Below are 23,030 nucleotides of genomic sequence, written 5' to 3'. Positions count from 1 at the left end.
GCCGCTCGCGGACATCGCGGGGAACCGACCCGGGGCCGCCGGGTGGCGGCCGGGTCAGCCGCCGCTCGCGGACATCGCGGGGAACCGACCCGGGGCCGCCGGGTGGCGGCCCGGTCAGCCGCCGCTCGCGGACATCGCGGGGAACCGACCCGGGGCCCGCCGGGTGGCGGCCGGGTCAGCCGTCGCTCGTGGGACGGACGGTGATGCCGTGCCGCTCCAGCAGGGCCGCGGTGACCCCGTCGCCCTCCCTCAGCTCACCGGCGAACGTTCCGTCATGAACCGTGCCGCGCCCGCAGGAGGGGCTGCGCGCCATGAGCAGCGCCTCGGTGCAGCCCGCCCCCCGCGCGGCCTCCAGCGCCCGCCGGGCGCCGTCCACGAACGCCTCGGTCACATCGTGTCCGGTGTCGTCCACGACGCGGGCAAGGCCGTCCAGCACGTCGTGCCCGTCGCCCCCCACGATCTCGGCGGGGCGGCGGGGCGTGGGCAGTCCCGCGGCGACCTCGGGGCAGAAGGCCACGGGCCGTCGCCCGTCCAGGGCGGTGACCATTTCCGCCGAGGCCTTGCCACGCCCGTCGAACCGGCAGGGCACACCGCGCAGACACGCGCTGACCAGTACGGATTCCATGTTCACGCCCCTCGTCACGGCTCGGAGTCGCACAACAGAGAAAGCCCCCGTCCGAGGGACGGGGGCCTTGCTATGTGGCGGCGCCAGGGTTCGAACCTGGGTAGGCTGAGCCGGCAGATTTACAGTCTGCTCCCTTTGGCCACTCGGGCACACCGCCAAGGGATGTCGCCGTGGGACCCCGCCTTGCGGCGGCGCTCTGTGGCAACGACGTAAACGATACCTGATGCCCAGGGGTGCTACGCCACTGGATTGACCAGCGGCCGGGACGGGCTCGGGTGGCTAGGCTTTGTCGACGGCGTGGTGCCCGCGGGGTGCCGCGACCGCCCCTGTAAGCGATTCGTTTCCGTACCCCGATACAAGGAGCCACACGTCATGGCCGACTCCAGTTTCGACATCGTCTCGAAGGTCGAGCGGCAGGAGGTCGACAACGCCCTCAACCAGGCCGCGAAGGAGATCTCCCAGCGCTACGACTTCAAGGGCACCGGGGCGTCGATCTCGTGGTCCGGCGAGAAGATCCTGATGGAGGCGAACGGCGAGGAGCGGGTCAAGGCGATCCTCGACATCTTCCAGTCCAAGCTGATCAAGCGCGGCATCTCGCTGAAGTCGCTGGACGCGGGCGAGCCGCAGCTGTCCGGCAAGGAGTACAAGCTGTTCTGCACGATCGAGGAAGGCATCTCCCAGGAGAACGCCAAGAAGGTCGCGAAGATCATTCGTGACGAGGGCCCCAAGGGCGTCAAGGCCCAGGTCCAGGGCGACGAGCTGCGGGTCAGCTCGAAGAGCCGGGACGACCTGCAGGCCGTGCAGGCGCTGCTGAAGGGCCAGGACTTCGACTTCGACGTCCAGTTCGCGAACTACCGGTAGGACGCGGTGGTCCGGGCACGGGGTGGGATGTACCGCTCCGGGCCCGGACTGCATGTCCAAATCCCGCCGGTCACGGCGGTTGGGGCGACGCAGACTGGTCCGTGGCAGCCGGCGATCCGGTGGGCCGACGGACGAGGAGAGGGAAGAGTCATGACCATGTACGCGACGGTCGACAGCCCGCTGGGTGAGCTGCTGCTGGTCGGCGAGGGCGCCGCGGGGACCGCGGACGTCGCGCTCCTCTCGCTCTCCCTGCCGGGCCAGAAGGGCGCGGCGGTCGTCATGGACGGCTGGCGGCACGAGCCCTCGGTGTTCGAGGGGGTCGCGGCACAGCTGCGGGAGTACTTCGAGGGACGGCGGACCCGCTTCGACCTCCGGTACGCCGACGGCCGGGGCACGGATTTCCAGCGCCGGGTGTGGGCCGCGCTGGACGGTGTTCCGTACGGGGAGACGGTGTCGTACGGGCAGATCGCCGAGCGGGTCGGCTCCCCGGGGGCGGGGGTCAGGGCCGTGGGGACGGCGATCGGCCGCAATCCTCTGCTGGTCGTGCGTCCGTGTCACCGGGTGATCGGTGCGGACGGGGCGCTGCGGGGCTACGCGGGCGGCCTGGAGCGCAAGGAGCAGCTCCTGGGGCTTGAGGGCGCCCTGGCGGCAGGCTGATGACGGGGCTCTTCCCGCGGCCGCGGGCCGTGGTCGCGCCGGGCGCCGTACACGTACCGGAGTGGCTGTCGGCCGAGCAGCAGCGGGAGTTGGTGGCGGCGTGCCGTGAGTGGGCGCGCGGGCCCGTTCCGCTGCGGCACACGGCGCTGCCGGGCGGCGGGGTGATGTCCGTGCGGACCGTGTGCCTGGGGTGGCACTGGCAGCCGTACCGGTACACCCGCACGGCGGACGACGTGAACGGTGCGCCGGTCGCGCCGTTCCCGGAGTGGCTCGCGGAGCTGGGGCGGGCGGCGGTCACGGAGGCGTACGGGACGGAGAGTCCGGTACGGGCGTACGCGCCCGAAGCCGCGCTGATCAACTTCTATGACGACGCCGCACGGATGGGCATGCACCAGGACAAGGAGGAACGGTCCGGTGCGCCCGTCGTGTCGCTCAGCATCGGCGACACCTGTGTCTTCCGCTTCGGCAATACGGAGAACCGGGGGCGGCCCTACACGGACGTGGAGCTGGCCTCCGGGGATCTGTTCGTCTTCGGCGGGCCGTCACGTCACGCGTTCCACGGAGTGCCGAGGATCCGTCCGGGAACCGCCGTTCCCGGGACGGGGATGACTGGTGGCCGGCTCAATCTGACGCTGCGCGAGACGGGGCTCGGCGGCCCGGGCGACGGCTGAGGTCAGCGTCGTTCGCGGGAGTTGCCGAACAGCAGCCGGTAGCCGATCAGCAGGACGAGGGAACCGCCGATGGCGGAGACCCAGGTCGCCGGGTCGAAGAAGTCCTCGTTGTCGATCGTGCGGTCCAGGAAGCGCGTCGCTATCCAGCCGCCGAGGAAGGCGCCCACGATCCCGATGAGGGTGGTCCCCACGAGGCCGCCGGGGTCGCGGCCCGGGAGCAGGATCTTGGCGATGACGCCCGCGACAAGTCCAAGAATGATCCAGCCAATGATGGTCATGCGCGCCAACCTACCCGTCACTCGGTCCTGGAATCCAAGACGTTCGTGCCGGTCGGGCGGTTGCGGGGCCAGGCTGTGAACTGCCTGGCCCCGCCCGTCGCAGGGATGGGCTACCAGCCGGCGAACTCGTCGTCGGTGCTCACGATCTCCTTGCCGAAGGGCATGAGCGAGACCGGGATCAGCTTGAAGTTCGCGATGCCCAGGGGGATGCCGATGATCGTGATGCACAGGGCGATGCCCGTGGTGATGTGACCGATCGCCAGCCACCAGCCGGCGAGGACCAGCCAGAGCACGTTGCCGACGCAGGAGGGCGCGCCCGCGTCCCTGCGGTCGACGACGCGGTGGCCGAAGGGCCACAGGGCGTAGAGGCCGATACGGAAGGCCGCCAGGCCGAACGGGATGCCGATGATCGTGATGCACAGCAGGAGTCCCGCGAGCAGGTAGCCGAGGAACATCCAGAAGCCGCACAGGATCAGCCAAATGACATTCAGGATTGTCTTCATGGGCGATGACCTGCCATCTGCTCTAGTCGGGCGATGCGCTCCGCCATCGGCGGGTGGGTCGAGAACATCTTGGACATGCCCTGCCCGGGGCGGAACGGGTTCGCGATCATCATGTGGCTCGCGGTCTCGATCCGGGGCTCGGGGGGCAGCGGAAGCTGTTTGGTGCCGGCGTCCAGCTTCCGCAGGGCACTGGCCAGGGCCAGTGGGTCGCCGGTCAGCTGGGCGCCCGAGGCGTCCGCCTCGTACTCCCGGGAGCGGCTGACGGCCAATTGGATCACGGACGCGGCGAGCGGGCCCAGGATCATGATCAGCAGCATGCCGAGGAGGCCGGGGCCCTCGTCGTCGTTGGAGCGTCCGATCGGGATGAGCCAGGCGAAGTTGACCAGGAACATGACGACGGAGGCGAGTGCTCCGGCGACGGACGAGATCAGGATGTCCCGGTTGTAGACATGGCTGAGCTCGTGTCCGAGGACGCCGCGCAGTTCCCGTTCGTCCAGGATCTGGAGGATGCCGTCGGTGCAGCAGACCGCGGCGTTGCGCGGGTTTCGGCCGGTCGCGAAGGCGTTGGGTGCCTGGGTCGGGGAGATGTAGAGGCGTGGCATCGGCTGGCGGGCCGCGGTGGAGAGTTCACGGACCATGCGGTAGAGCTGGGGCGCCTCGAACTCGCTCACCGGGCGGGCACGCATGGCCCGCAGCGCCAGCTTGTCGCTGTTCCAGTACGCGTAGGCGTTGGTGGCGAGGGCTACGAGGAGCGCGACGATCAGGCCCGTACGTCCGAAGAAGCTGCCGATGACGATGATGAGTGCGGACAGGCCCCCGAGGAGTACGGCGGTTCTCAGCCCGTTGTGCCGGCGGTGCACGGTACGCCCTCCAAATGGTGCAGCAGGGGAACCCTTGCTTGGTGGTGCTCCACTCCCCAGTGGAGCCTCCCGTACTGGTCAACGCCAGGCGAGGAGAGCTAGTTCCCTTGTGCTCACGGCCGCGGGGCCCGGCCGCTCCGGGTGTTCGTGCCGGAGCGGGCCGTAGGCCGTACGGGTGGAGGTGTGCGGCCGGGTCAGCGCTGGACGGGCAGTTTCGCGAGCGCGAGAGCCTCGGGGTCGGGCTCGACCTCGCTGGTGCAGTGGGCGCAGCGGGAGGCGACGGCGGGGATCGAGGTGTAGCAGCGCGGGCAGTCACGCAGGGCGGCCTTGATGTCGACCTGCTCCTGCTCCTTCTTGGTGGTGAAGCGGTCCTGGACCTTGGCCATGGGCACGACGACACAGAAGTAGAGGACCGCGGCGGTGATCAGGAAGGCGATGGCGGCGCTGACGAAGAGGCCGTAGGGGAACTTCACCCCGTCGACGTTGAAGGTGGCCTTGCTGAAGTCGCCGGTGCCGCGGGTGATGACGCCGATCAGCGGCACGATGAACGCGTTGCTGAACCCGGTGACGACCGCGGTGAACGCAGCTCCGACGGCGAGGCCGATCGCCATGGAGATCACGTTTCCGCGAAGGATGAAGTCCTTGAACCCGTTCAGCACTGCCTCTGGCTCCTCTGTTGCGATGTGCAGGTTGTATGCGCCGCGCGCGGGCATGACCCTGCCCTGTGCGGGCTGCCCGGGGCAAACCGATCTTGCGGTCGTCGGCGGAGGGCGTCAGAACAGATTGACGTCGGCGAACCTGAGGACGGTCTGCGGGGCGCCCGACAGGGCGATGCCGGCGACCGCGGTGAGGATGATCGCGGCGGTGAGCGGCGCCGGGGTGCGGTGGCGGGCGACGGGCTGCTCCGTACCGTCCTCGGCGGGGCTGCGGAACAGGGCCGCGGTCCACTGAAGGTAGTAGTAGAGCGCGATCACGACGTTCACCGCCATGACGACGGCGAGCCAGCCGAGTCCGGCGTCGACGGCCGAGGAGAAGACCGTGACCTTGGCGAAGAGGCCGATGATGCCCGGCGGCAGTCCGGCCAGGCAGAGCAGGAAGAAGCCCATGGCGAGTGCCGCGAGCGGGCGGGTGGCGTACAGGCCGCGGTAGTCGGCGATGCGGTTGCCCGGGCGGGTTCGGGCGACCAGCGCGGCGACGGCGAAGGCGCCGAGGTTCACGACGGCGTACATCAGCGCGTACGCGACGGTGGAGCCGATCTGGCGGTCTCCGGCGTACGCGGCGGCGGCGATCGGTACCAGGAGGTAGCCGGCCTGGGCCACGGACGACCAGGCCAGCAGACGTACGGCGCTGCGGGCGCGGGTGGCGCCCTGGCGCAGTGCGGCGACGTTGCCGACGGTCATGGTCAGCGCGGCGAGGACGGCGAGGGCGGCGCCCCAGACGTCGGCGTACGACGGGAAGGCGACGACGGTGACGAGGATGAGGCCTGAGAAGCCGACCGCCTTGCCGACCACCGAGAGGTAGGCGGCGATCGGCAGGGGGGCGCCCACGTAGGTGTCGGGGACCCAGAAGTGGAAGGGCGCGGCGGCCGTCTTGAAGGCGAAGCCGACGAGGGTGAGGGCGACGCCTGCCTGGGCGAGGGTGGAGAGCTGACCGGGGACGTCGTCGAGGCGGGCGGCGATCTCCGTGAGGTGGAGGGTGCCGGTAGCCGCGTACACGAAGCTGACGCCGAGGAGCATCACGGCGGTCGCGACGACGGAGGAGAGGAAGAACTTCAGTGCGGCCTCGGAGGAGCGCCGGTCGCCGCGCTTGATGCCTACGAGGGCGAAGGCGGGCAGCGAGGCGACTTCGAGGGCGACGACGAGGGTGGCCAGGTCGCGGGCGGCGGGCAGGAGGGCGGCGCCCGCGGCGGAGGACAGGAGCAGGAACCAGAACTCACCGGCGGGCAGCTTGCGGGTGTCGCCGATGGAGAGCAGTGCGGTGAGCAGGGCGCCGCCGAGGACGAGGCCCTGGATGACCAGGGTGAAGTGGTCGGCGGTGTAGCTGCAGGCGCGGGTGCCGGTGGTGAGGCAGAAGGTGGAGCGGTCACCGTCGTGCAGCGGGATGAGAAGGGCGAGGGCGGCCACGAGTCCGGCGACGGCCCCGTAGCCGAGGAGGGGCTTGCGGGCCGCGGGGACGAAGAGGTCGGCGACCAGGACGACGAGGGCGACGGCCGCGACGGTGACCGGGGGCGCGATCGCGAGCCAGTCGACGGACTGGACGAGTCCGGTGCCGCTCTCGGCCGCTTCATGCACGAGGCTTGTTGCGCCGGCGGCGCTTTCGGCTGCCACGATCACGACTTGCCTCCTGCGAGGAGCTTCTGCACGGCCGGGTCGGTGAGGCCGAGGAGGACGGCGGGCCACAGGCCGGCGAGGACGGTGAGGGCCGCGAGGGGGGTCCAGGCGGCGAACTCGTAACTCTGGACGTCGGCGATCGGGTGCGGTTCCTCGTGTTTGGCACCCATGCAGACGCGGCGGACCACGACGAGGAGGTACGCGGCGGTGAGCAGGGTGCCGAACGCTGCGATGGACATGAAGGTCAGGAAGGCGGCGCGGTTCAGGCCCTCGGCGGGGTCGAAGGCGCCGAACAGCGCGAGCATCTCGCCCCAGAAGCCGGCGAGTCCGGGAAGGCCGAGGGAGGCGACCGCGGCGAACGCGAGGAGGCCGCCGAGGCGGGGCGCCCGGCCGTAGAGCGCGGCGCCGGTGGCTCCCGCGAGGGTGTCGAGGTCGGCGGTGCCGTACCGGTCCTTGACCGCGCCGACCAGGAAGAACAGCAGGCCGGTGATGAGGCCGTGGGCGATGTTGGCGAAGAGCGCGCCGTTGACGCCGGTGGGGGTCATGCTCGCGATGCCGAGGAGGACGAAGCCCATGTGGCCCACCGAGGAGTACGCGATGAGCCGCTTCAGGTCGCCCTTGGCGCCGGGCCGGGCGAGGGCCAGGCAGGCGAGCGATCCGTAGATGATGCCGACGACGGCGAACGCCGCGAGGTAGGGCGCGAACGTGCGCATGCCGTCGGGGGCGATCGGGAGCAGGATCCGGACGAATCCGTACGTGCCCATCTTCAGCATGACGCCGGCGAGGAGGACGGAGCCGACGGTCGGGGCGGCGGTGTGCGCGTCGGGGAGCCAGCTGTGGAGGGGCCACATCGGAGTCTTCACCGCGAGACCGATGCCGATCGCCAGAACGGCAATGACCTGCACGGACGAGGTGAGGCCGCGGCCGTTGTCAGTGGCGAGTGCCACCATGTCGAAGGTGCCGCTCTTCAGCCCGATGAGGAGTAGGCCCAGCAGCATGACGACCGAACCGAGCAGTGTGTAGAGGATGAACTTCCAGGCGGCCGCCTGCTTCTGCGCACCGCCCCAGCGGGCGACGAGGAAGTACATCGGGATGAGCACCATCTCGAACGCCAGGAAGAACAGCAGCAGATCGAGGACGGCGAACGTCGCGAGGGTGCCGGACTCGAGGACGAGGATCAGCGCGACGAAGGCCTTCGGGGAGGGGCCCGCGGCCCGCGGCGTCAGCCGCTCATGTTGCAGCTTGAAGTAGCTGTAGAGCGCGCAGAGGAAGGTCAGGAGCGCGGTCAGTACGAGAAGGGGGAGCGAGATGCCGTCGATGCCGAGATGGATGCGGACGTCGAGCGCCGGGATCCAGCTGATGTCGGTGGTGGCCTGCATCTTCGACGGGTGGTCGTGGTCGAAGCCGGCGGCCAGCACGATCGCCGCGACGAGGATCACGCCGGTGACGGTGACGCCGTGGCGGAGCACGGCCTGGTCGGGGTTGCTGCCCTTCAGCCCGGGCGGTGCCGGGAGCAGAGCGGCCACGGCTCCGACGAGCGGGGCGACGACGACGAACGCCAGAAGGAACTGCATCACGGATGCGCTGATATCGATCACGGCTCACGACCCGGCATTGACGTTGGCGAAGACGACGGCGGCGACCGCCAGGACCAGCGAACCGGCGAGCAGCGCACTGAGGTAGGTCTGCACGTTGCCGGTCTGCGCCCGGCGGACTGCGGTGCCCAGCCAGCGTGCGCCGGTGGCGGAGCCGCGTACGTAGGTCTCGACGACCTCCCGGTCCAGGAAGCGGACGAGACTCGCCGCGGCCTGGACGGGGCGGACGAACAGGGCCGCGTACAGGGCGTCCAGGTGGAAGCCGGTGGCGGCGTGGCGGTGGAGCGGGCCGAGCAGCAGGCGGCCGGGGTCGGCCGGGTCCGGGGCGTCACCGACGTCGCCGTAGGCGGCGATGCGGCTCTCCATGGCTTCGATCTCGACGAGGGCCGGTTCCGCGTCGGGGTGGGCGACGACCGCACCCATGGGGGTGCGGGCGGCGAGTGCCGTGGTGTGGCGCCAGGCCCCGTAGGTGACGAGTCCGCCGACGAGGCCGACCCCGGTGGACAGGACGGCGGTGGTCAGTGACGGGGTGAGGCTGTGGCCGTCGAACCAGTCGGTGATCACGCCGACGGTCAGGCCGAAGGCCATGGTGGGGATGGCCAGTACCCACAGGACCGAGGTCATGGCGACAGGCTGCCTGCCGTGGTCGGGGGCCTCGGCGCCGCGGCCGCGGAAGGTGAGGAGCCAGAGGCGGGTGGCGTACGCGGCGGTGAGCACGGCGGCCAGGAGGCCGGCGACGAGGACGGTCCAGCCGGCGGCGGCCGGGGCGACGTGCCGGTCACCGAGGGCGGTGTGCTCGGCGGCGACGAGGACGGCTTCCTTGGAGAAGAAGCCGGCGAACGGCGGGATGGCGGCCAGCGCGAGGAGGGCGACCGTCATCGTCCAGTAGGCGTCGGGGATGCGCTTGGCCAGGCCTCCCATGCGGGACATGGCGGCCAGTGAGTTGGTACCGGCGGCGTGGATGACGACGCCCGCGGCGAGGAAGAGGACCGCTTTGAAGGCGCCGTGCGAGATGAGGTGGAAGACGGCGGCCCCGCGGTCACCGACGGCCAGGGCGCCGGACATGTAGCCGAGCTGACCGATGGTCGAGTAGGCGAGGACGCGCTTGATGTCGTCCTGCGCGAGGGCGGCGAGTCCGGAGCCGATCATCGTGACGGCGGCCATCACGGCGAGGACGACGAGTGCGGCGCCCGATTCGGCGAAGACGGGAAGGAGCCGGGCCACGAAGTAGATACCGGCGGCCACCATCGTCGCCGCGTGGATCAGCGCGGAGACGGGGGTGGGGCCGGCCATGGCATCGGGCAGCCAGGTGTGCAGCGGGAACTGCGCGGACTTGCCCGCGACACCGGCGAGGAGGAGCAGGGCGATCAGGGTGGGGTGATCGAGGCCGCCGTGGGCGACGGCACCCAGGATGCCGGTGATGCGGAAGGTGCCGGTGTCGGCGGCGAGGGCGAACAGGCCGATGAGGAAGGGGACGTCGCCGAGTTTGGTGACCAGGAAGGCCTTGAGGGAGGCGGCGCGGGCCTCGGGCGTCTCCCAGTAGTGGCCGACCAGGAAGTACGAGCAGATACCCATGATCTCCCAGCCGACCAGGAGCACCATCAGGTCGCCGGAGTAGACGACGAGCAGCATCGCGGAGGTGAAGAGGGAGACCAGGGCCGCGTACGAGGGGTAGCGGGGATCGTCGCGCAGATAGGCGGTCGAGTAGATCTGCACGCAGCTCGCGACGAGGGCGACGAGGACGGCGACGAGGACGGCGAAGCCGTCGAGGTGCAACGCGAGATCGATCGGCACCGAGCCGGTGGGGGTGAGCTGGGTCGCGGCGTCGATGGCCCGCCCGCCGCCCTGGCGTGCTGCGACGACGGCCGCGATGACGAGGGTGGCGAGGGCGGGCAGCACGGCGAGCGGCCGGACGAAGCCCGGTGCGCTGCGGCCGAGGAGGAGGCCGGCCCCCGCACCCAGGAACGGGAGAAGGGGGACGAGGACGGCGAGGGTCGTGGTGGTCACGCGGTGGCCTCAGCCTTCTTTGCCTTCCCTGCCGAAGCAGTGGCCTGGTCTTCGGGGGCGTCGGCGTCACTCTCGTCGTCCGGGAGTTCTTCGGCGTCGTCGGTCTCGGCGGTGTCGCGGAGGCGGTCGATGTCGGAGCTGCCGCGGTTGCGGTGGACGGCGAGGACGATCGCCAGGCCGATGCCGATCTCCGCCGCCGCGATGGCGATGGTGAACAGGGTGAGGGCCTGGCCGGCATGCAGGGCGTCGCGGAGCCAGACGTCGAAGGCGACCAGGTTGAGGTTGACGGCGTTGAGCATCAGCTCGACGGACATGAGGACGAGGATCGCGTTGCGGCGTGCGAGTACGCCGTACAGCCCGGTGCAGAAGAGGAGGGCGGCGAGCACGGCGGGATAGGCGAGGTGCATCAGCTCCGGTCCTCCCGGCTCGTGCCTGCTCGGTCGGCCGCGCGGCTCTTGCCCGCTCGGCTCTCATCCGTGCGGGTCTTGGTTCCTGGGCTCCTGCTCTCGCTGCTCGTGGTCTCGCGGCCCTTGCGGGACAGGACGATCGCGCCGACGAGGGCGGCGAGCAACAGGACGGAGAGGGCTTCGAAGGGCAGCACCCAGTGCCGGAAGAGGAAGGAGCCGGTGGCCTCGGTGGAGCCCTGGGCCGGGCCGTCCAGGTCGATCCAGGTGGTCCGGAAGGCGTCGACGACGACCCAGACGAGGGTGCCGGCCGCGGCGACGGCCACCGCGAGGGCGGCCCAGCGGTTCTCCGAATCGGCGTCCGGGGAGCGGCCGATGGGGGCCCTGGTGAGCATCAGACCGAACAGGAGGAGCACGACGACGGAACCGACGTAGATCAGTACCTGTACCCAGGCGATGAACTCCGCGGTGAGCAGGAGGTACTCGACGGCGAGACCGCCGAGCGCCACGATCAGCCAGAGGGCGGCGTGCACCAGCTGCCTGGTCGTGACGGTGACGAGGGCCGCGCCGAGGGTGGCGATGCCGACGAGGACGAAGGCGATCTCGACCCCGGTCGGGGAGAGGAAGCCGGGGTGGCTCGCGGCAGCGGTGAGAGCGGGGGCGGCTTCGGTGACGATCATCGCTCCTGTCCCTCCTCAGTGGCTCCGCGCTCTGCCGCTTCCTGTTCGCGCTGGGTGCGGAGCTTCTCCGCCGTCTTGCGGGCGGCGGCGATCTCCTTCGGCTCCTCGGCGGCCGGGTCGAGGGCCGGCGGCTCCGGAACCGTCCACATCCAGTCGCGCAGTTTGTCGCGCTCATGGGTGAGTTCGAGGATGTCCGTCTCCGCGTACTCGAACTCCGGCGACCAGAACAGCGCGTCGAACGGGCACACCTCGATGCAGATGCCGCAGTACATGCAGAGCGAGAAGTCGATCGCGAACCGGTCCAGCACGTTGCGGCTGCGCTCGCGCCCGCCCGGGGCCGCGGCGGGCATCGTCTCCTTGTGGGAGTCGATGTAGATGCACCAGTCGGGGCACTCACGTGCGCAGAGCATGCAGACCGTGCAGTTCTCCTCGAACAGCGCGATGACGCCCCGGGAGCGGGGCGGGAGTTCGGGCTGGGTGTCCGGGTACTGGGCGGTGACGGTCTTCTTCGTCATCGTCCGCAGGGTGACGGCGAGGCCCTTGGCCAGACCTGAGCCGGGGATCGGAGGCACTAGTTGATCGCCACCTTCACGATGCCGGTGAGCGCGATCTGCGCCAGGGCGAGCGGGATGAGGATGGTCCAGGCGAGCTTCTGGAGCTGGTCCTCGCGCAGCCGCGGATAGCTCACCCGCAGCCAGATGACGACGAAGGCGAGGATGCCGGTCTTCAGGAGTGTCCAGACCCAGCCGAGTCCGTCGGCGCCCAGCGGGCCGTGCCAGCCGCCGAGGAAGAGGACGGTCGTCAGTCCGCACAGGACGACGATGCCCGCGTACTCGGCGAGCAGGAAGAGCGCGAAGCGGAGGCCGGTGTACTCGGTGTAGGCACCGAAGATGATCTCCGAGTCGGCGACCGGCATGTCGAAGGGCGGGCGCTGCAGTTCGGCGAGCCCGGCCACGAAGAAGACCAGTGCTCCGACGATCTGCCAGGGCAGCCACCACCACTCGAAGGCATCGAGGATGCCGGGGAGCGAGACGGTACCTGCCGCCATCGCCACGGACGCGGCGGCGAGCAGCATCGGCAGCTCGTACGCGAGCAGTTGCGCGGCCGTACGGAGGCCGCCGAGCAGGGAGAACTTGTTGGCGGACGCCCAGCCCGCCATGAGCGAGCCGAGCACGCCGATGCCCATCACGGCGAGCACGAAGAAGATGCCCGCGTCGACGACCTGGCCGACCGCGCCCTCACCGGGCCCGATCGGGATCGCGACGATGACGAGGAGATACGGCAGCAGCGCGACGGCGGGCGCGAGCTGGAAGACCCGGCGGTCGGCCTCGGCCGGGACGATGTCCTCCTTCTGCGCGAACTTCACGCCGTCCGCGACGAGCTGGGCCCAGCCGTGGAAGCCACCGGCGTACATGGGGCCGAGGCGGCCCTGCATGTGGGCCATCACCTTGTGTTCGGCCTGCCCCACGATGAGGGGGACGACCATGAACACCGCGAAGACAATGACGAGGCGGAGGGCGACGTCCAGTACGTCGTTCACTCGGGGTCGCCTCCGGCCGGGGTGTTGGGGGGTTCTTGGCCCTCAGGGTCCTTGAGGGGCTGCTCGGTGGGGGGTTCGCGGTCGGGGGTGCCGGTGTGCGATTCCGCGGGGGTGCCGTCGCCCGATTCCTCGGGGGTGCGGCCGCGCGGGGCGTCGGGGGTGCCGCTGCGCGGGGCTTCTCCCCTGCCCGCCCCTTCCCGAACCGGGGGCTCCGCCCCCGGGCCCCCGCTCCTCAATCGCCGGAGGGGCTGGGAATCACCGGACTCGCCGGACCCGCGGGGATCAACGGACTCACCGGACTCGCCGGACTCGCCGGAGGGCTCATCGAACGCCGGTCGGGCGTCGTGCCACGGCGCGTCCGCGGGCGCGGGCGCAGTCGTGGCCGATGCCTCCGGGGTCGCGGGCGCGGGCGCAGTCGTGGCCGATGCCTCCGGGGTCGCGTCCGGGCCCGTCCCCGGGGCGTTCTGGCTCGCCGAGCCCTGCGATGCGCTGCGGGTACGGCGCGCGGGCGCCGGGGCCGGGGTGGGGGGCGTGGCGTCGCGCGGGGGCGCCGGGTCCGTAGCCGGGGTGGTGGGCGTGGCGTCGCTTGCGGTGCGGGTGCGGCGGGCCGGGCGGTCGGCCGCGGGGCGGGCCGCACGTGCCGGGCGCGCGGGCGCCGGTGGGAGCTGGCCCTTCAGGGGGCCCCATTCGTTCGGGTCGGGGACGCCGGGCGGCAGCATCGTGCGGCGCTTCGGGCCGCCGTGCTCCGACTCGCCCGGCTCCTTGGCTCCCGGCCAGGCCTTCGCCACGCGGGCCGCCAGGACGAAGTCCTTGCGCAGGGGGTGGCCCTCGAAGCCCTCGGGCAGCAGCAGCGGGACCAGGTGCGGGTGGCCGTCGAAGCCGATCCCGAACATCTCGTGGGTCTCGCGCTCGTGCCAGGCGGCGCCTGCGTACACGTCGATCGCGGTGGGCAGGACGGCCGCCTCGTGCGGAACCGTCGTACGGACCAGCAGCCGGCGGACGCTGCCGCCCGCGGCCGGCAGCGCGGCGACATGGGCGCAGACCCGGAAGCCGGTGCCTGGTTCGTCCACCGCGCTCAGCCAGTCGAAGTAGGTGCAGCCGAGCCGGTCGCGCGCCGTTTCGAGGGCGGCGATCCAGGACGTGGGCGGCACGTCCACGGTCAGCAGCTCGTAGGCCTGCTCAGCCGTGGCGCCTTCGCCGAAGATCTCGGTGACGGCGTCCGGCAGCCGGTCGTAGGTCTCGGTGCTCTCGGAGGCGGTCACTTCGCCTCCTCCCCCGGCGAGTCCTGCGAATCCGGCAAGTCCTGCGAACCAGGCGACTCCTGCGAACCCGGCGTCGGGGGTGCGGCGACGAGGCCGCTGCGGAGCGCGGCCGTGGAGGGGCGGCTGTCGCCGCCCGTCGCGTAGCGCTCGCCCAGCGACTCGCGCGCGATCTTCTCCTGGAGCTTGAGAATGCCCTGGAGCAGGGCCTCCGGCCGCGGCGGGCAGCCGGGCACGTAGACGTCGACCGGGATGATCTGGTCGACGCCCTTCGTCACGGAGTAGGAGTCCCAGTACGGGCCGCCGCAGTTGGAGCAGGCGCCGAAGGAGATGACGTACTTGGGCTCGGGCATCTGCTCGTACAGCCGCTTCACCGCGGGCGCCATCTTGTCCGTCACCGTGCCGGAGACGATCATGAGGTCGGCCTGCCGGGGGCCCGGGGCGAAGGGGATCACGCCGAGCCGGATGAAGTCGTGGCGCGCCATGGAGGCTGCGATGAACTCGATGGCGCAGCAGGCGAGTCCGAAGTTGAAGACCCAGAGGCTGTAGCGACGGCCCCAGTTGAGGACCACCTTCATCGGCTCGGGCGCCAGCCGGGACAGCACGCCCAGCCGCTTCGGTTCCGGGAGGAACGTGGGTACGGGGCCGGATTCGGCGCCCGACTCGGAGGACGGCGGGCTCGTCACGTCCATTCGAGGACGCCCTTCTTCCATGCGTAGAGCAGTCCCACGGCCAGGAAACCGAGGAAGATGAACATTTCCACCAGCGTCGTCGCGCCGTATCCGGGCGCGGCGAAGACGGTTGCCCAGGGGAACAGGAAGATCGAGTCGACGGCGAAGATCACGTACAGGAAGGCGTAGACGTAGTAGCGGACCTGGGTGTGTGCCCAGCCCTCCCCCACGGGGTCCACGCCGCATTCGTACGTGAGGAGCTTCTCCGGTGTCGGCACCACCGGGCGCAGCAGCCGGCCGGCTCCGAAGGCGACGGCGACGAACAGCACACCGATCACCGCGAGCAGTCCGACCACCGAGTAGCTGTGGAAGTAGTCCGACGCGAGCACGGTCGATCGCGGCAGTTCCGTCGCGTAGGCCAGGTCCGTCACGTCTCGCAGGACCGTCACGTCGGGCAGCTCCGTCACATCCGGCAGGCCCGCCACGTCCGTCACGTCCGCCCCCTCGCTCCCTCAGAACCTGTCCGACGATCTGTACGCACGGGAGTCTAGGCCCTGTAAAGGGACGGTAAGCAGTTGCGTCGGGCAACTGGTAGGGATATCCCTACTTCGCCCCCACCCACGAGCCCCATGGCGTCCGGGGGCCGGGCCCGGCAGGCTGGTCGCATGACCATGAGCCCCCAGGTACCCGACCACGACGGGCCGCCTCCTGTCCGCTTCGCCTTCGACCCGTGGACGTGGAAGGAGATCGCGCATCTCCTGGCCAATCTCCCGATGGCGATCGCCGGTTTCGTCTACACCGTGCTCATGGTCTCCATCGGCGTGGGGCTTGCGGTCACGGTGGTCGGCCTGCCGCTGCTGGCGATGGGGCTCCAGGGCGCCCGGCTGCTGGGGCGGGCCGAGCGGGGCCGGGCCCGGGGGCTGCTCGGGCTGCGGATCGAGGAGCCGAGCCCGATGGCCCGGGTCCGCCGGGACAAGGGGTTCTTCGCCTGGCTGTGGTCGAGCCTGAAGGACCCGGTCGGCTGGCGCTCGGTGCTGTACTCGTTCATACGGCTGCCGTGGGGCGTGGTCACGTTCGTCGTGACGCTGGTGAGCCTCTTCGTCCTGTGGCCGGTGCTCCCCTATACCGCGCGGCTGCTGACGAACGCCGACCGCGGAATGGTGCGCGGTCTGCTCTCCCCCTCCGACGAGCTGGAACGCCGGATCGCGGAGCTGGAGTCGGACCGCGGTGTCGTCGTGGACACGGCCGCCGCCGACCTCCGCCGCATCGAACGGGACCTGCACGACGGCGCCCAGGCCCGCCTCGTCGCCCTCGCCATGGGTCTCGGTCTGGCCAAGGAGAAGCTCACCGACGACCCGGAGGCCGCGGCCAGGATGGTCGACGAGGCCCATGGAGAGGTGAAGGTCGCCCTCCAGGAGCTCCGCGACCTGGCCCGCGGCATCCACCCCGCCGTCCTCACCGACCGCGGACTCGACGCCGCGCTCTCCGCGATCGCCTCCCGCTGCACCGTCCCCGTCACGGTGGGGGTGGAGCTGCCGGGGAGGCCGGCGCAGGCCATCGAGGGCATCGCCTACTTCACCGTGTCCGAACTGCTGCAGAACGTCAGCAAGCACGCCCGCGCCACCCGCGCCTCCGTCGACGTATGGCGGTCCGCGGACCGGCTCATGCTCCAGGTCACCGACAACGGGCGCGGCGGTGCCTCGATGGACGGCGGTACGGGGATGTCGGGCCTCGCCGAGCGGCTGGGCGCCGTGGACGGGCTGTTCGTGCTCGACTCCCCGGCCGGCGGTCCGACGACCGTCACCGCCGAGCTGCCCTGGCGCGACCGGGAGAGCGAGAAGAGCGCGGTCGGCCCCCGTACGGCCTGACTCCTGCCGGGTGACGGTCCGGGGTGGGGAAAACCCCCGGCCGAAGAGGGAGACCGCCCTCATGGTGCGGGGGCGTGCGGCCCCGCACTCTTGAAGCAGACGTACGGCACGCGGTTGCGGCCCCGCAGCCGCAGATGAAGCAGCAGAAGCAGACGCAGAGAAACGGACGGAACCCCATGGCCACGGCATACGGACCGGACACACGGGACCCCCAGCGGCCGGGTAACGGTCCGGGGGGCCACCTCGCGACGGGGCGCGTCCTGCCGGCCGCGCTGCGAGCCCCCTTCGAGGCCAGGACCTGGCGCGAGTTCGCCTACCTCATGCTGAGCTTTCCGATCAGCACCGTGCTGTTCTGCTTCGCCGTCACCATGACCTCGCTGAGCGCCGGGCTGCTCGTCACCTTCCTGGGGGTCCCCCTTCTGGCCGCCGGACTGGCCGCGTGCCGCGGCTTCGGCATGCTGGAGCGGGCCAGGGCGCGGGGGCTGCTGAAGCTCGACGTGGCCGACCCCGCGCCGGTACGGGGCCGGACCGGCGGTGTGATGTCCTGGGTGGGGGCGGTCCTGAGGAGCGGGGTGTCCTGGCGGCACCTGCTCTACTCGCTGCTGCACTTCCCGTGGGCGGTCTTCGCCTTCTGCGTCTCGCTGTCCCTGTGGGCGTGGGGCTGGGCTGCCCTGACGTACCCCTTGTACGCCTGGGCCTTCCCCGCATACGCGGGGATCGACGGGATTCAGCTGTACGGCGACGGCACGCACAGCGTCTACCTCGACTCGCCCGTCGAACTCGCTCTGACCAGTGCCGCCGGGCTGGCCGTCGTCCTGGGAACGGCGTGGGTCATCCGTGGTCTGGCCGCGGTGGACCGGCTGATGGTGACCGGGCTGCTGGGCCCGTCGCGGCTGGCGACGCGTGTCACGGAGCTGGAGTCGGACCGCGGTGTCGTCGTGGACACGGCCGCCGCCGACCTCCGCCGCATCGAACGGGACCTGCACGACGGCGCCCAGGCCCGCCTCGTCGCCCTCGCCATGGATCTGGGACTGGCCAAGGAGAAGCTGACCGACGACCCGGAGGCCGCGGCCAGGATGGTCGACGAGGCCCACGGAGAGGTGAAGGTCGCCCTCCAGGAGCTCCGCGACCTGGCCCGCGGCATCCACCCCGCCGTCCTCACCGACCGCGGACTCGACGCCGCACTCTCCGCCATCGCCTCCCGCTGCACCGTCCCCGTCACCGTCGAGGTCGACCTGACGTCCCGCCCCGCTCAGGCCATCGAGGGCATCGCCTACTTCACCGTGTCCGAACTGCTGCAGAACGTCAGCAAGCACGCCCGCGCCACCCGCGCCTCCGTCGACGTATGGCGGTCCGCGGACCGGCTCATGCTCCAGGTCACCGACAACGGGCGCGGCGGGGCCGACCTGACGTCGGGCAGCGGTCTGGCCGGTCTGACGGAGCGGCTGGACGCGGTGGACGGAGTCCTCGTCGTCGAGTCCCCTGCGGGCGGGCCGACGAAGGTCACCGCCGAGCTGCCCTGGCGCGGCTGATCTCACCCGCATCCCGTATTCCGTACCGTTCGCCGGGCGCCCGCACCAAGGGCCGCCCGGCGATCCGGTGTCCCGGCCTGCCGGGCCGGCCCGGCACGAGGCAACCCTGCAAAGGTTCGCGACGTCACTGCCGATACTGGGATGCTGGACGGCGTACGGGCGGGACAGCGAACAAGCGGACAGTGGGGGATTCAGCGTCGTGGTGGAGGACAGGGTGCGCGTAGTCATCGCCGAGGATTCGGTACTGCTCCGGGAAGGACTCACCCGGCTGCTGACCGATCTCGGGCATGACGTCGTCGCGGGCGTCGGTGACGCGGAGGCGCTGATCAAGACGGTGGGCGACCTCGCGGGGCAGGACGCACTGCCCGACGTGGTGGTCGCCGATGTGCGGATGCCGCCGACGCACACCGACGAGGGTGTGCGGGCGGCGGTGCGGCTGCGCAAGGAGTATCCGGGGATCGGCGTGCTGGTGCTTTCGCAGTACGTCGAGGAGCAGTACGCCACCGAACTGCTGGCAGGGTCCAGCCGTGGAGTGGGGTATCTGCTGAAGGACCGGGTCGCCGAGGTCCGCGAATTCGTCGACGCGGTGGTCCGGGTGGCTCAGGGCGGTACGGCGCTGGACCCCGAGGTCGTGGCGCAGCTGCTGGGCCGGAGCCGTAAGCAGGACGTGCTGGCCGGCCTGACGCCGCGCGAGCGCGAGGTGCTCGGCCTGATGGCCGAGGGGCGGACGAACTCGGCGGTGGCCAAGCAGCTCGTCGTGAGCGACGGCGCGGTGGAGAAGCACGTCAGCAACATCTTCCTGAAGCTGGGACTGTCCCCCAGCGTCGGGGACCACCGGCGGGTGCTGGCCGTGCTGACCTATCTGAATTCCTGATGCCGCACCACGTAATCTGACATCCTGTCAGATATCTTTAGAGGCACTCCTTGCACCGCCCCGACCAGGCAACCGGCGACTCGCTCCACGCTGACTCAACCAAAGGTCCGACAAGGAACCGAGTGGCTGATGAATCATGACGGAACAGCGCCGAGAAGCGTCTCAAAACGCCGTCCACCATGTGATCGGCCAGAGGAAGGCGACCCTTACAGACGTAGGGTGGGGCTGGGGACCGCCGGCGGGCCGGATGGTTCCGAGCCGCCGCGCCGAGGGAGGTCCAGTAAGTGACCAGCCAGGTCAGTAGCCCAGCCGAACAGGCCGATGAGGCCAGTGAGGCACTCGTAGGGGGACAGCGTGCCCCCCAGTCCGCAACAGCAGGCCCCGGCGAGAAAGAGATCCGCCGCCTGGACCGGGTGATCATCCGCTTCGCGGGTGACTCCGGAGACGGTATGCAGCTCACGGGTGACCGTTTCACCTCGGAGACCGCGTCCTTCGGGAACGACCTCTCCACGCTGCCGAACTTCCCCGCCGAGATCCGCGCCCCCGCAGGAACCCTGCCGGGCGTGTCCTCGTTCCAGCTCCACTTCGCCGACCACGACATCCTGACCCCCGGCGACGCCCCGAACGTCCTGGTGGCGATGAACCCGGCCGCGCTCAAGGCCAATATCGCCGATGTGCCGCGCGGCGCCGAGATCATCGTCAACACCGATGAGTTCACCAAGCGGCCGATGGCGAAGGTGGGTTACGCGACCAGCCCGCTGGAGGACGGCTCGCTGGAGGCGTACCACGTCCATCCGGTACCGCTGACCACGCTCACCATCGAGGCGCTGAAGGAGTTCGGGCTCTCCCGCAAGGAGGCCGAGCGCTCCAAGAACATGTTCGCGCTGGGCCTGTTGTCGTGGATGTACCACCGGCCCACCGAGAACACGGAGAAGTTCCTGCGGACCAAGTTCGCCAAGAATCCGCAGATCGCCGAGGCGAACGTGGCGGCGTTCCGGGCCGGCTGGAACTTCGGGGAGACCACGGAGGACTTCGCGGTCAGCTACGAGGTGGCCCCCGCCTCGCAGGCCTTCCCCGCCGGCACGTACCGCAACATCTCGGGGAACCTGGCCCTGTCCTACGGCCTGATCGCCGCGGGCCGGCAGGCGGATCTGCCGCTGTACCTGGGCTCGTACCCGATCACCCCGGCCTCGGACATCCTGCACGAACTGTCCCGGCACAAGAACTTCGGCGTGCGCACCTTCCAGGCCGAGGACGAGATCGCCGGGATCGGCGCCGCGCTCGGCGCGGCCTTCGGCGGCAGCCTCGCGGTCACGACCACGTCGGGGCCTGGCGTGGCGCTCAAGTCCGAGACGATCGGGCTCGCCGTATCCCTCGAACTTCCGCTGCTCATCGTCGACATCCAGCGCGGCGGGCCCTCCACCGGGCTGCCGACCAAGACCGAGCAGGCCGACCTGCTCCAGGCGATGTACGGGCGCAACGGCGAGGCCCCGGTGCCGATCGTGGCCCCGAAGACCCCGGCGGACTGCTTCGACGCGGCGCTCGACGCCGCCCGGATCGCCCTGGCCTACCGCACCCCGGTCTTCCTGCTCTCCGACGGCTACCTGGCCAACGGCTCCGAGCCGTGGCGCATCCCGGAGGTCGACGAACTCCCCGACCTGCGCGTCCAGTTCACCCAGGGCCCGAACCACGAGCTGGCCGACGGCACCGAGGTCTTCTGGCCCTACAAGCGCGACCCTCGGACGCTGGCCCGCCCCTGGGCCGTCCCGGGTACACCCGGTCTCGAACACCGCATCGGCGGCATCGAGAAGCAGGACGGCACCGGCAACATCTCGTACGACCCCGCCAACCACGACTTCATGGTCCGCACCCGCCAGGCCAAGGTGGACGGCATCGAGGTCCCGGACCTGGAGGTCGACGACCCGGCAGGGGCGAAGACGCTGGTGCTCGGCTGGGGATCGACGTACGGCCCCATCACCGCCGCCGTCCGGCGGCTGCGCGCCGCAGGGCACCCCATCGCGCAGGCCCATCTGCGCCACCTCAACCCGTTCCCGCGGAATCTCGGCGAGGTGCTGAAGCGTTACGACAAGGTGGTCGTCCCCGAGATGAACCTCGGGCAGCTGGCCACGCTCATCCGGGCCAAGTACCTGGTGGACGCGCACAGTTACAACCAGGTCAACGGCATGCCGTTCAAGGCCGAGCAGCTTGCGACGGCCCTCCAGGAGGCCATCGATGCCTGAGACCAACGAACTGCTCCAGCTGGTGCCGAAGACCGAGGCCAAGCAGTCCATGAAGGACTTCAAGTCCGACCAGGAAGTGCGCTGGTGCCCCGGTTGCGGTGACTACGCGGTCCTTGCCGCGGTGCAGGGCTTCATGCCCGAGCTGGGACTGGCGAAGGAGAACATCGTCTTCGTCTCCGGCATCGGCTGCTCCTCCCGCTTCCCGTACTACATGAACACCTACGGGATGCACTCGATCCACGGCCGCGCCCCGGCGATCGCCACCGGACTCGCCTCGTCCCGGCGGGACCTGAGCGTCTGGGTGGTCACGGGGGACGGCGACGCGCTGTCCATCGGCGGCAACCACCTCATCCATGCGCTGCGCCGCAACGTGAACCTGAAGATCCTGCTGTTCAACAACCGGATCTACGGGCTCACCAAGGGGCAGTACTCCCCCACATCCGAGGTCGGCAAGATCACCAAGTCGACGCCGATGGGTTCGCTCGACGCGCCCTTCAACCCGGTGTCACTGGCGATCGGTGCGGAGGCCTCGTTCGTCGCCCGCACCGTCGACTCCGACCGCAAACACCTCACGAGCGTGCTGCGCGCGGCGGCCGACCACCCCGGTACGGCGCTGGTGGAGATCTACCAGAACTGCAACATCTTCAACGACGGCGCGTTCGAGGTCCTGAAGGACAAGGACCAGGCCCAGGAGGCGGTCATCCGGCTGGAGCACGGGCAGCCGGTCCTCTTCGGCACGGACGACTCCAAGGGTGTCGTACGGGACTCGCTGACGGGTGATCTGAAGGTGGTCGCCGTCACCGAGGAGAACCGTTCGCAGATCCTCGTCCACGACGCGCACGCCGCATCGCCGACCACCGCCTTCGCGCTCAGCAGGCTGGCCGATCCGGACACCCTGCACCACACCCCGATCGGGGTCCTGCGCGATGTCGAACGGCCGGTCTACGACACCCTCATGGCCGACCAGCTGGACACGGCCGTCGAGCAGCACGGCAAGGGTGACCTCGGCGCACTCCTCGCGGGCAACGACCACTGGACGGTCGCCGGTTAGAACCCGCTCGGCCCGAAGCGCCGGCCCTTCCCGTCACGGGGAGGCCGGCGCTTCGCCGTGGGCGCCCCCGGACGAGCCCGATCAGGCGGTACGGCCCTCCTTGCGCGCGTCGTACGCGGTGCGCGAGGCGTCCACCGCGTCCAGGCTCCGCTCCGACCAGCGGGCCAGGGCCCACACCTGCTCGGCGGCTTCGCGGCCCAGGCCGGTGAGGGTGTAGTCCACCCGCGGCGGGATCACCGGCTTGGCGTCCCGGTCGACGAAGCCGTCCCGCTCCAGGGTCCGGAGCGTCTGCGCGAGCATCTTCTCGCTGACTCCGCCGACCTCGCGGCGCAGTTCGCTGAAGCGGTACGGGCGCTCCAGCAGGGCGGCGAGCACCAGGACGCCCCAGCGGCTGGTGACGTGTTCGAGGACCAGCCGGGAGGGGCACATCGGCTCCCGCACGTCGGGCCGCCCGGCCGGCCGCCCCTGGGAAAGCACCTCAGGCCGTCGCTCCACGTTACTTACGCTCATACCAGTACCTTACT

General features: G+C 70.6%; 24 protein-coding genes and 1 tRNA gene. 8 read left to right on the top strand and 17 right to left on the bottom strand.

Features of this window, described 5'->3' with window-relative positions:
• Positions 1 to 175: 175 nt before the first annotated feature.
• Positions 176 to 625, bottom strand: coding sequence for a DUF523 domain-containing protein (locus ABZ434_RS04615; protein ID WP_359132051.1), 450 nt, complete (start codon positions 623 to 625; stop codon positions 176 to 178).
• Positions 626 to 700: 75 nt separating this feature from the next.
• Positions 701 to 782 (bottom strand) — tRNA-Tyr (locus tag ABZ434_RS04610).
• A 215-nt stretch (positions 783 to 997) separates the two neighbouring features.
• Between ABZ434_RS04610 and ABZ434_RS04605 the strand changes: the two genes are divergently transcribed.
• From ABZ434_RS04605 to ABZ434_RS04595, 3 genes are all read left to right on the top strand, one after another.
• Positions 998 to 1,486, top strand: a complete 489-nt coding sequence (locus tag ABZ434_RS04605; protein ID WP_352123418.1) for a YajQ family cyclic di-GMP-binding protein — start codon at positions 998 to 1,000, stop codon at positions 1,484 to 1,486.
• Between the two features lie 150 nt (positions 1,487 to 1,636).
• A complete protein-coding gene (locus ABZ434_RS04600; RefSeq protein ID WP_359132050.1) occupies positions 1,637 to 2,143 on the top strand; it encodes a methylated-DNA--[protein]-cysteine S-methyltransferase in 507 nt (168 codons plus the stop codon).
• Complete coding sequence (locus tag ABZ434_RS04595) at positions 2,143 to 2,814, top strand: alpha-ketoglutarate-dependent dioxygenase AlkB (RefSeq protein WP_359132049.1); 672 nt, start codon at positions 2,143 to 2,145, stop codon at positions 2,812 to 2,814. The genes ABZ434_RS04600 and ABZ434_RS04595 overlap by 1 nt, the downstream gene beginning before the upstream one ends.
• 2 nt (positions 2,815 to 2,816) lie before the next feature.
• Here the strand turns inward: ABZ434_RS04595 and ABZ434_RS04590 are convergent, their stop codons facing one another.
• The 14 genes from ABZ434_RS04590 to ABZ434_RS04525 all read right to left on the bottom strand — a co-directional run bounded on the left by ABZ434_RS04590 (position 2,817) and on the right by ABZ434_RS04525 (position 15,381).
• Positions 2,817 to 3,092, bottom strand: a complete 276-nt coding sequence (locus ABZ434_RS04590; RefSeq protein WP_148020198.1) for a GlsB/YeaQ/YmgE family stress response membrane protein — start codon at positions 3,090 to 3,092, stop codon at positions 2,817 to 2,819.
• A gap of 110 nt (positions 3,093 to 3,202) precedes the next feature.
• Positions 3,203 to 3,595, bottom strand: a complete 393-nt coding sequence (locus tag ABZ434_RS04585) for a YccF domain-containing protein (RefSeq protein WP_359132048.1) — start codon at positions 3,593 to 3,595, stop codon at positions 3,203 to 3,205.
• Positions 3,592 to 4,455: a zinc metalloprotease HtpX gene (htpX, locus tag ABZ434_RS04580; RefSeq protein ID WP_359132047.1), complete on the bottom strand. Its 864-nt coding sequence runs from the start codon at positions 4,453 to 4,455 to the stop codon at positions 3,592 to 3,594. Before htpX ends, ABZ434_RS04585 begins: the two co-directional genes overlap by 4 nt.
• Positions 4,456 to 4,649: 194 nt before the next feature.
• On the bottom strand, positions 4,650 to 5,114 hold the full coding sequence (gene mscL / locus ABZ434_RS04575) for a large conductance mechanosensitive channel protein MscL (protein ID WP_359132046.1): 465 nt from the start codon (positions 5,112 to 5,114) through the stop codon (positions 4,650 to 4,652).
• Between the two features lie 114 nt (positions 5,115 to 5,228).
• The gene (locus ABZ434_RS04570; RefSeq protein ID WP_359132231.1) at positions 5,229 to 6,746 is read right to left on the bottom strand and encodes an NADH-quinone oxidoreductase subunit N; all 1,518 of its coding nucleotides are present in this window, start codon (positions 6,744 to 6,746) and stop codon (positions 5,229 to 5,231) included.
• A 38-nt stretch (positions 6,747 to 6,784) separates the two neighbouring features.
• Entirely contained in the window at positions 6,785 to 8,359 is a 1,575-nt protein-coding gene (locus ABZ434_RS04565; RefSeq protein WP_359132229.1) for an NADH-quinone oxidoreductase subunit M, read from the bottom strand.
• Between the two features lie 27 nt (positions 8,360 to 8,386).
• Positions 8,387 to 10,387, bottom strand: coding sequence for an NADH-quinone oxidoreductase subunit L (locus ABZ434_RS04560; protein WP_359132045.1), 2,001 nt, complete (start codon positions 10,385 to 10,387; stop codon positions 8,387 to 8,389).
• Entirely contained in the window at positions 10,384 to 10,794 is a 411-nt protein-coding gene (gene nuoK, locus ABZ434_RS04555) for an NADH-quinone oxidoreductase subunit NuoK (RefSeq protein WP_359132043.1), read from the bottom strand. The genes ABZ434_RS04560 and nuoK overlap by 4 nt, the downstream gene beginning before the upstream one ends.
• Positions 10,794 to 11,471, bottom strand: coding sequence for an NADH-quinone oxidoreductase subunit J (locus ABZ434_RS04550; RefSeq protein ID WP_359132042.1), 678 nt, complete (start codon positions 11,469 to 11,471; stop codon positions 10,794 to 10,796). Before ABZ434_RS04550 ends, nuoK begins: the two co-directional genes overlap by 1 nt.
• Positions 11,468 to 12,043, bottom strand: coding sequence for an NADH-quinone oxidoreductase subunit I (locus ABZ434_RS04545; RefSeq protein ID WP_359132041.1), 576 nt, complete (start codon positions 12,041 to 12,043; stop codon positions 11,468 to 11,470). The genes ABZ434_RS04550 and ABZ434_RS04545 overlap by 4 nt, the downstream gene beginning before the upstream one ends.
• Positions 12,043 to 13,011 (bottom strand): complex I subunit 1 family protein, encoded by a 969-nt coding sequence (locus ABZ434_RS04540; RefSeq protein ID WP_359132039.1) that lies wholly within the window; start codon positions 13,009 to 13,011, stop codon positions 12,043 to 12,045. Before ABZ434_RS04540 ends, ABZ434_RS04545 begins: the two co-directional genes overlap by 1 nt.
• Positions 13,008 to 14,273: an NADH-quinone oxidoreductase subunit C gene (locus tag ABZ434_RS04535; RefSeq protein ID WP_359132038.1), complete on the bottom strand. Its 1,266-nt coding sequence runs from the start codon at positions 14,271 to 14,273 to the stop codon at positions 13,008 to 13,010. Before ABZ434_RS04535 ends, ABZ434_RS04540 begins: the two co-directional genes overlap by 4 nt.
• Entirely contained in the window at positions 14,270 to 14,962 is a 693-nt protein-coding gene (locus ABZ434_RS04530) for an NADH-quinone oxidoreductase subunit B family protein (protein ID WP_359132037.1), read from the bottom strand. Before ABZ434_RS04530 ends, ABZ434_RS04535 begins: the two co-directional genes overlap by 4 nt.
• Entirely contained in the window at positions 14,953 to 15,381 is a 429-nt protein-coding gene (locus ABZ434_RS04525) for an NADH-quinone oxidoreductase subunit A (protein WP_359132226.1), read from the bottom strand. The genes ABZ434_RS04530 and ABZ434_RS04525 overlap by 10 nt, the downstream gene beginning before the upstream one ends.
• 225 nt (positions 15,382 to 15,606) lie before the next feature.
• On the opposite strand from ABZ434_RS04525, the gene ABZ434_RS04520 reads away from it, so the two are divergent.
• From ABZ434_RS04520 to ABZ434_RS04500, 5 genes are all read left to right on the top strand, one after another.
• Positions 15,607 to 16,809, top strand: a complete 1,203-nt coding sequence (locus tag ABZ434_RS04520) for a sensor domain-containing protein (RefSeq protein ID WP_359132035.1) — start codon at positions 15,607 to 15,609, stop codon at positions 16,807 to 16,809.
• A gap of 176 nt (positions 16,810 to 16,985) precedes the next feature.
• The gene (locus ABZ434_RS04515; protein WP_359132033.1) at positions 16,986 to 18,341 is read left to right on the top strand and encodes a sensor histidine kinase; all 1,356 of its coding nucleotides are present in this window, start codon (positions 16,986 to 16,988) and stop codon (positions 18,339 to 18,341) included.
• 214 nt (positions 18,342 to 18,555) lie between these two features.
• Entirely contained in the window at positions 18,556 to 19,215 is a 660-nt protein-coding gene (locus ABZ434_RS04510) for a response regulator transcription factor (protein ID WP_359132224.1), read from the top strand.
• A gap of 284 nt (positions 19,216 to 19,499) precedes the next feature.
• Positions 19,500 to 21,455, top strand: a complete 1,956-nt coding sequence (locus tag ABZ434_RS04505; protein ID WP_359132032.1) for a 2-oxoacid:acceptor oxidoreductase subunit alpha — start codon at positions 19,500 to 19,502, stop codon at positions 21,453 to 21,455.
• Positions 21,448 to 22,506 (top strand): 2-oxoacid:ferredoxin oxidoreductase subunit beta, encoded by a 1,059-nt coding sequence (locus ABZ434_RS04500; protein WP_359132031.1) that lies wholly within the window; start codon positions 21,448 to 21,450, stop codon positions 22,504 to 22,506. The genes ABZ434_RS04505 and ABZ434_RS04500 overlap by 8 nt, the downstream gene beginning before the upstream one ends.
• 81 nt (positions 22,507 to 22,587) lie before the next feature.
• Here ABZ434_RS04500 and ABZ434_RS04495 read toward each other — a convergent pair whose 3' ends face one another.
• The gene (locus ABZ434_RS04495) at positions 22,588 to 22,935 is read right to left on the bottom strand and encodes a helix-turn-helix domain-containing protein (RefSeq protein WP_359132222.1); all 348 of its coding nucleotides are present in this window, start codon (positions 22,933 to 22,935) and stop codon (positions 22,588 to 22,590) included.
• Positions 22,936 to 23,030: the final 95 nt, after the last annotated feature.

This window comes from Streptomyces sp. NPDC005761 (assembly GCF_040630635.1).
In the GTDB taxonomy this organism is placed as follows: Bacteria; Actinomycetota; Actinomycetes; order Streptomycetales; family Streptomycetaceae; genus Streptomyces.
This window is presented reverse-complemented; position numbering and strand designations above follow the sequence as displayed.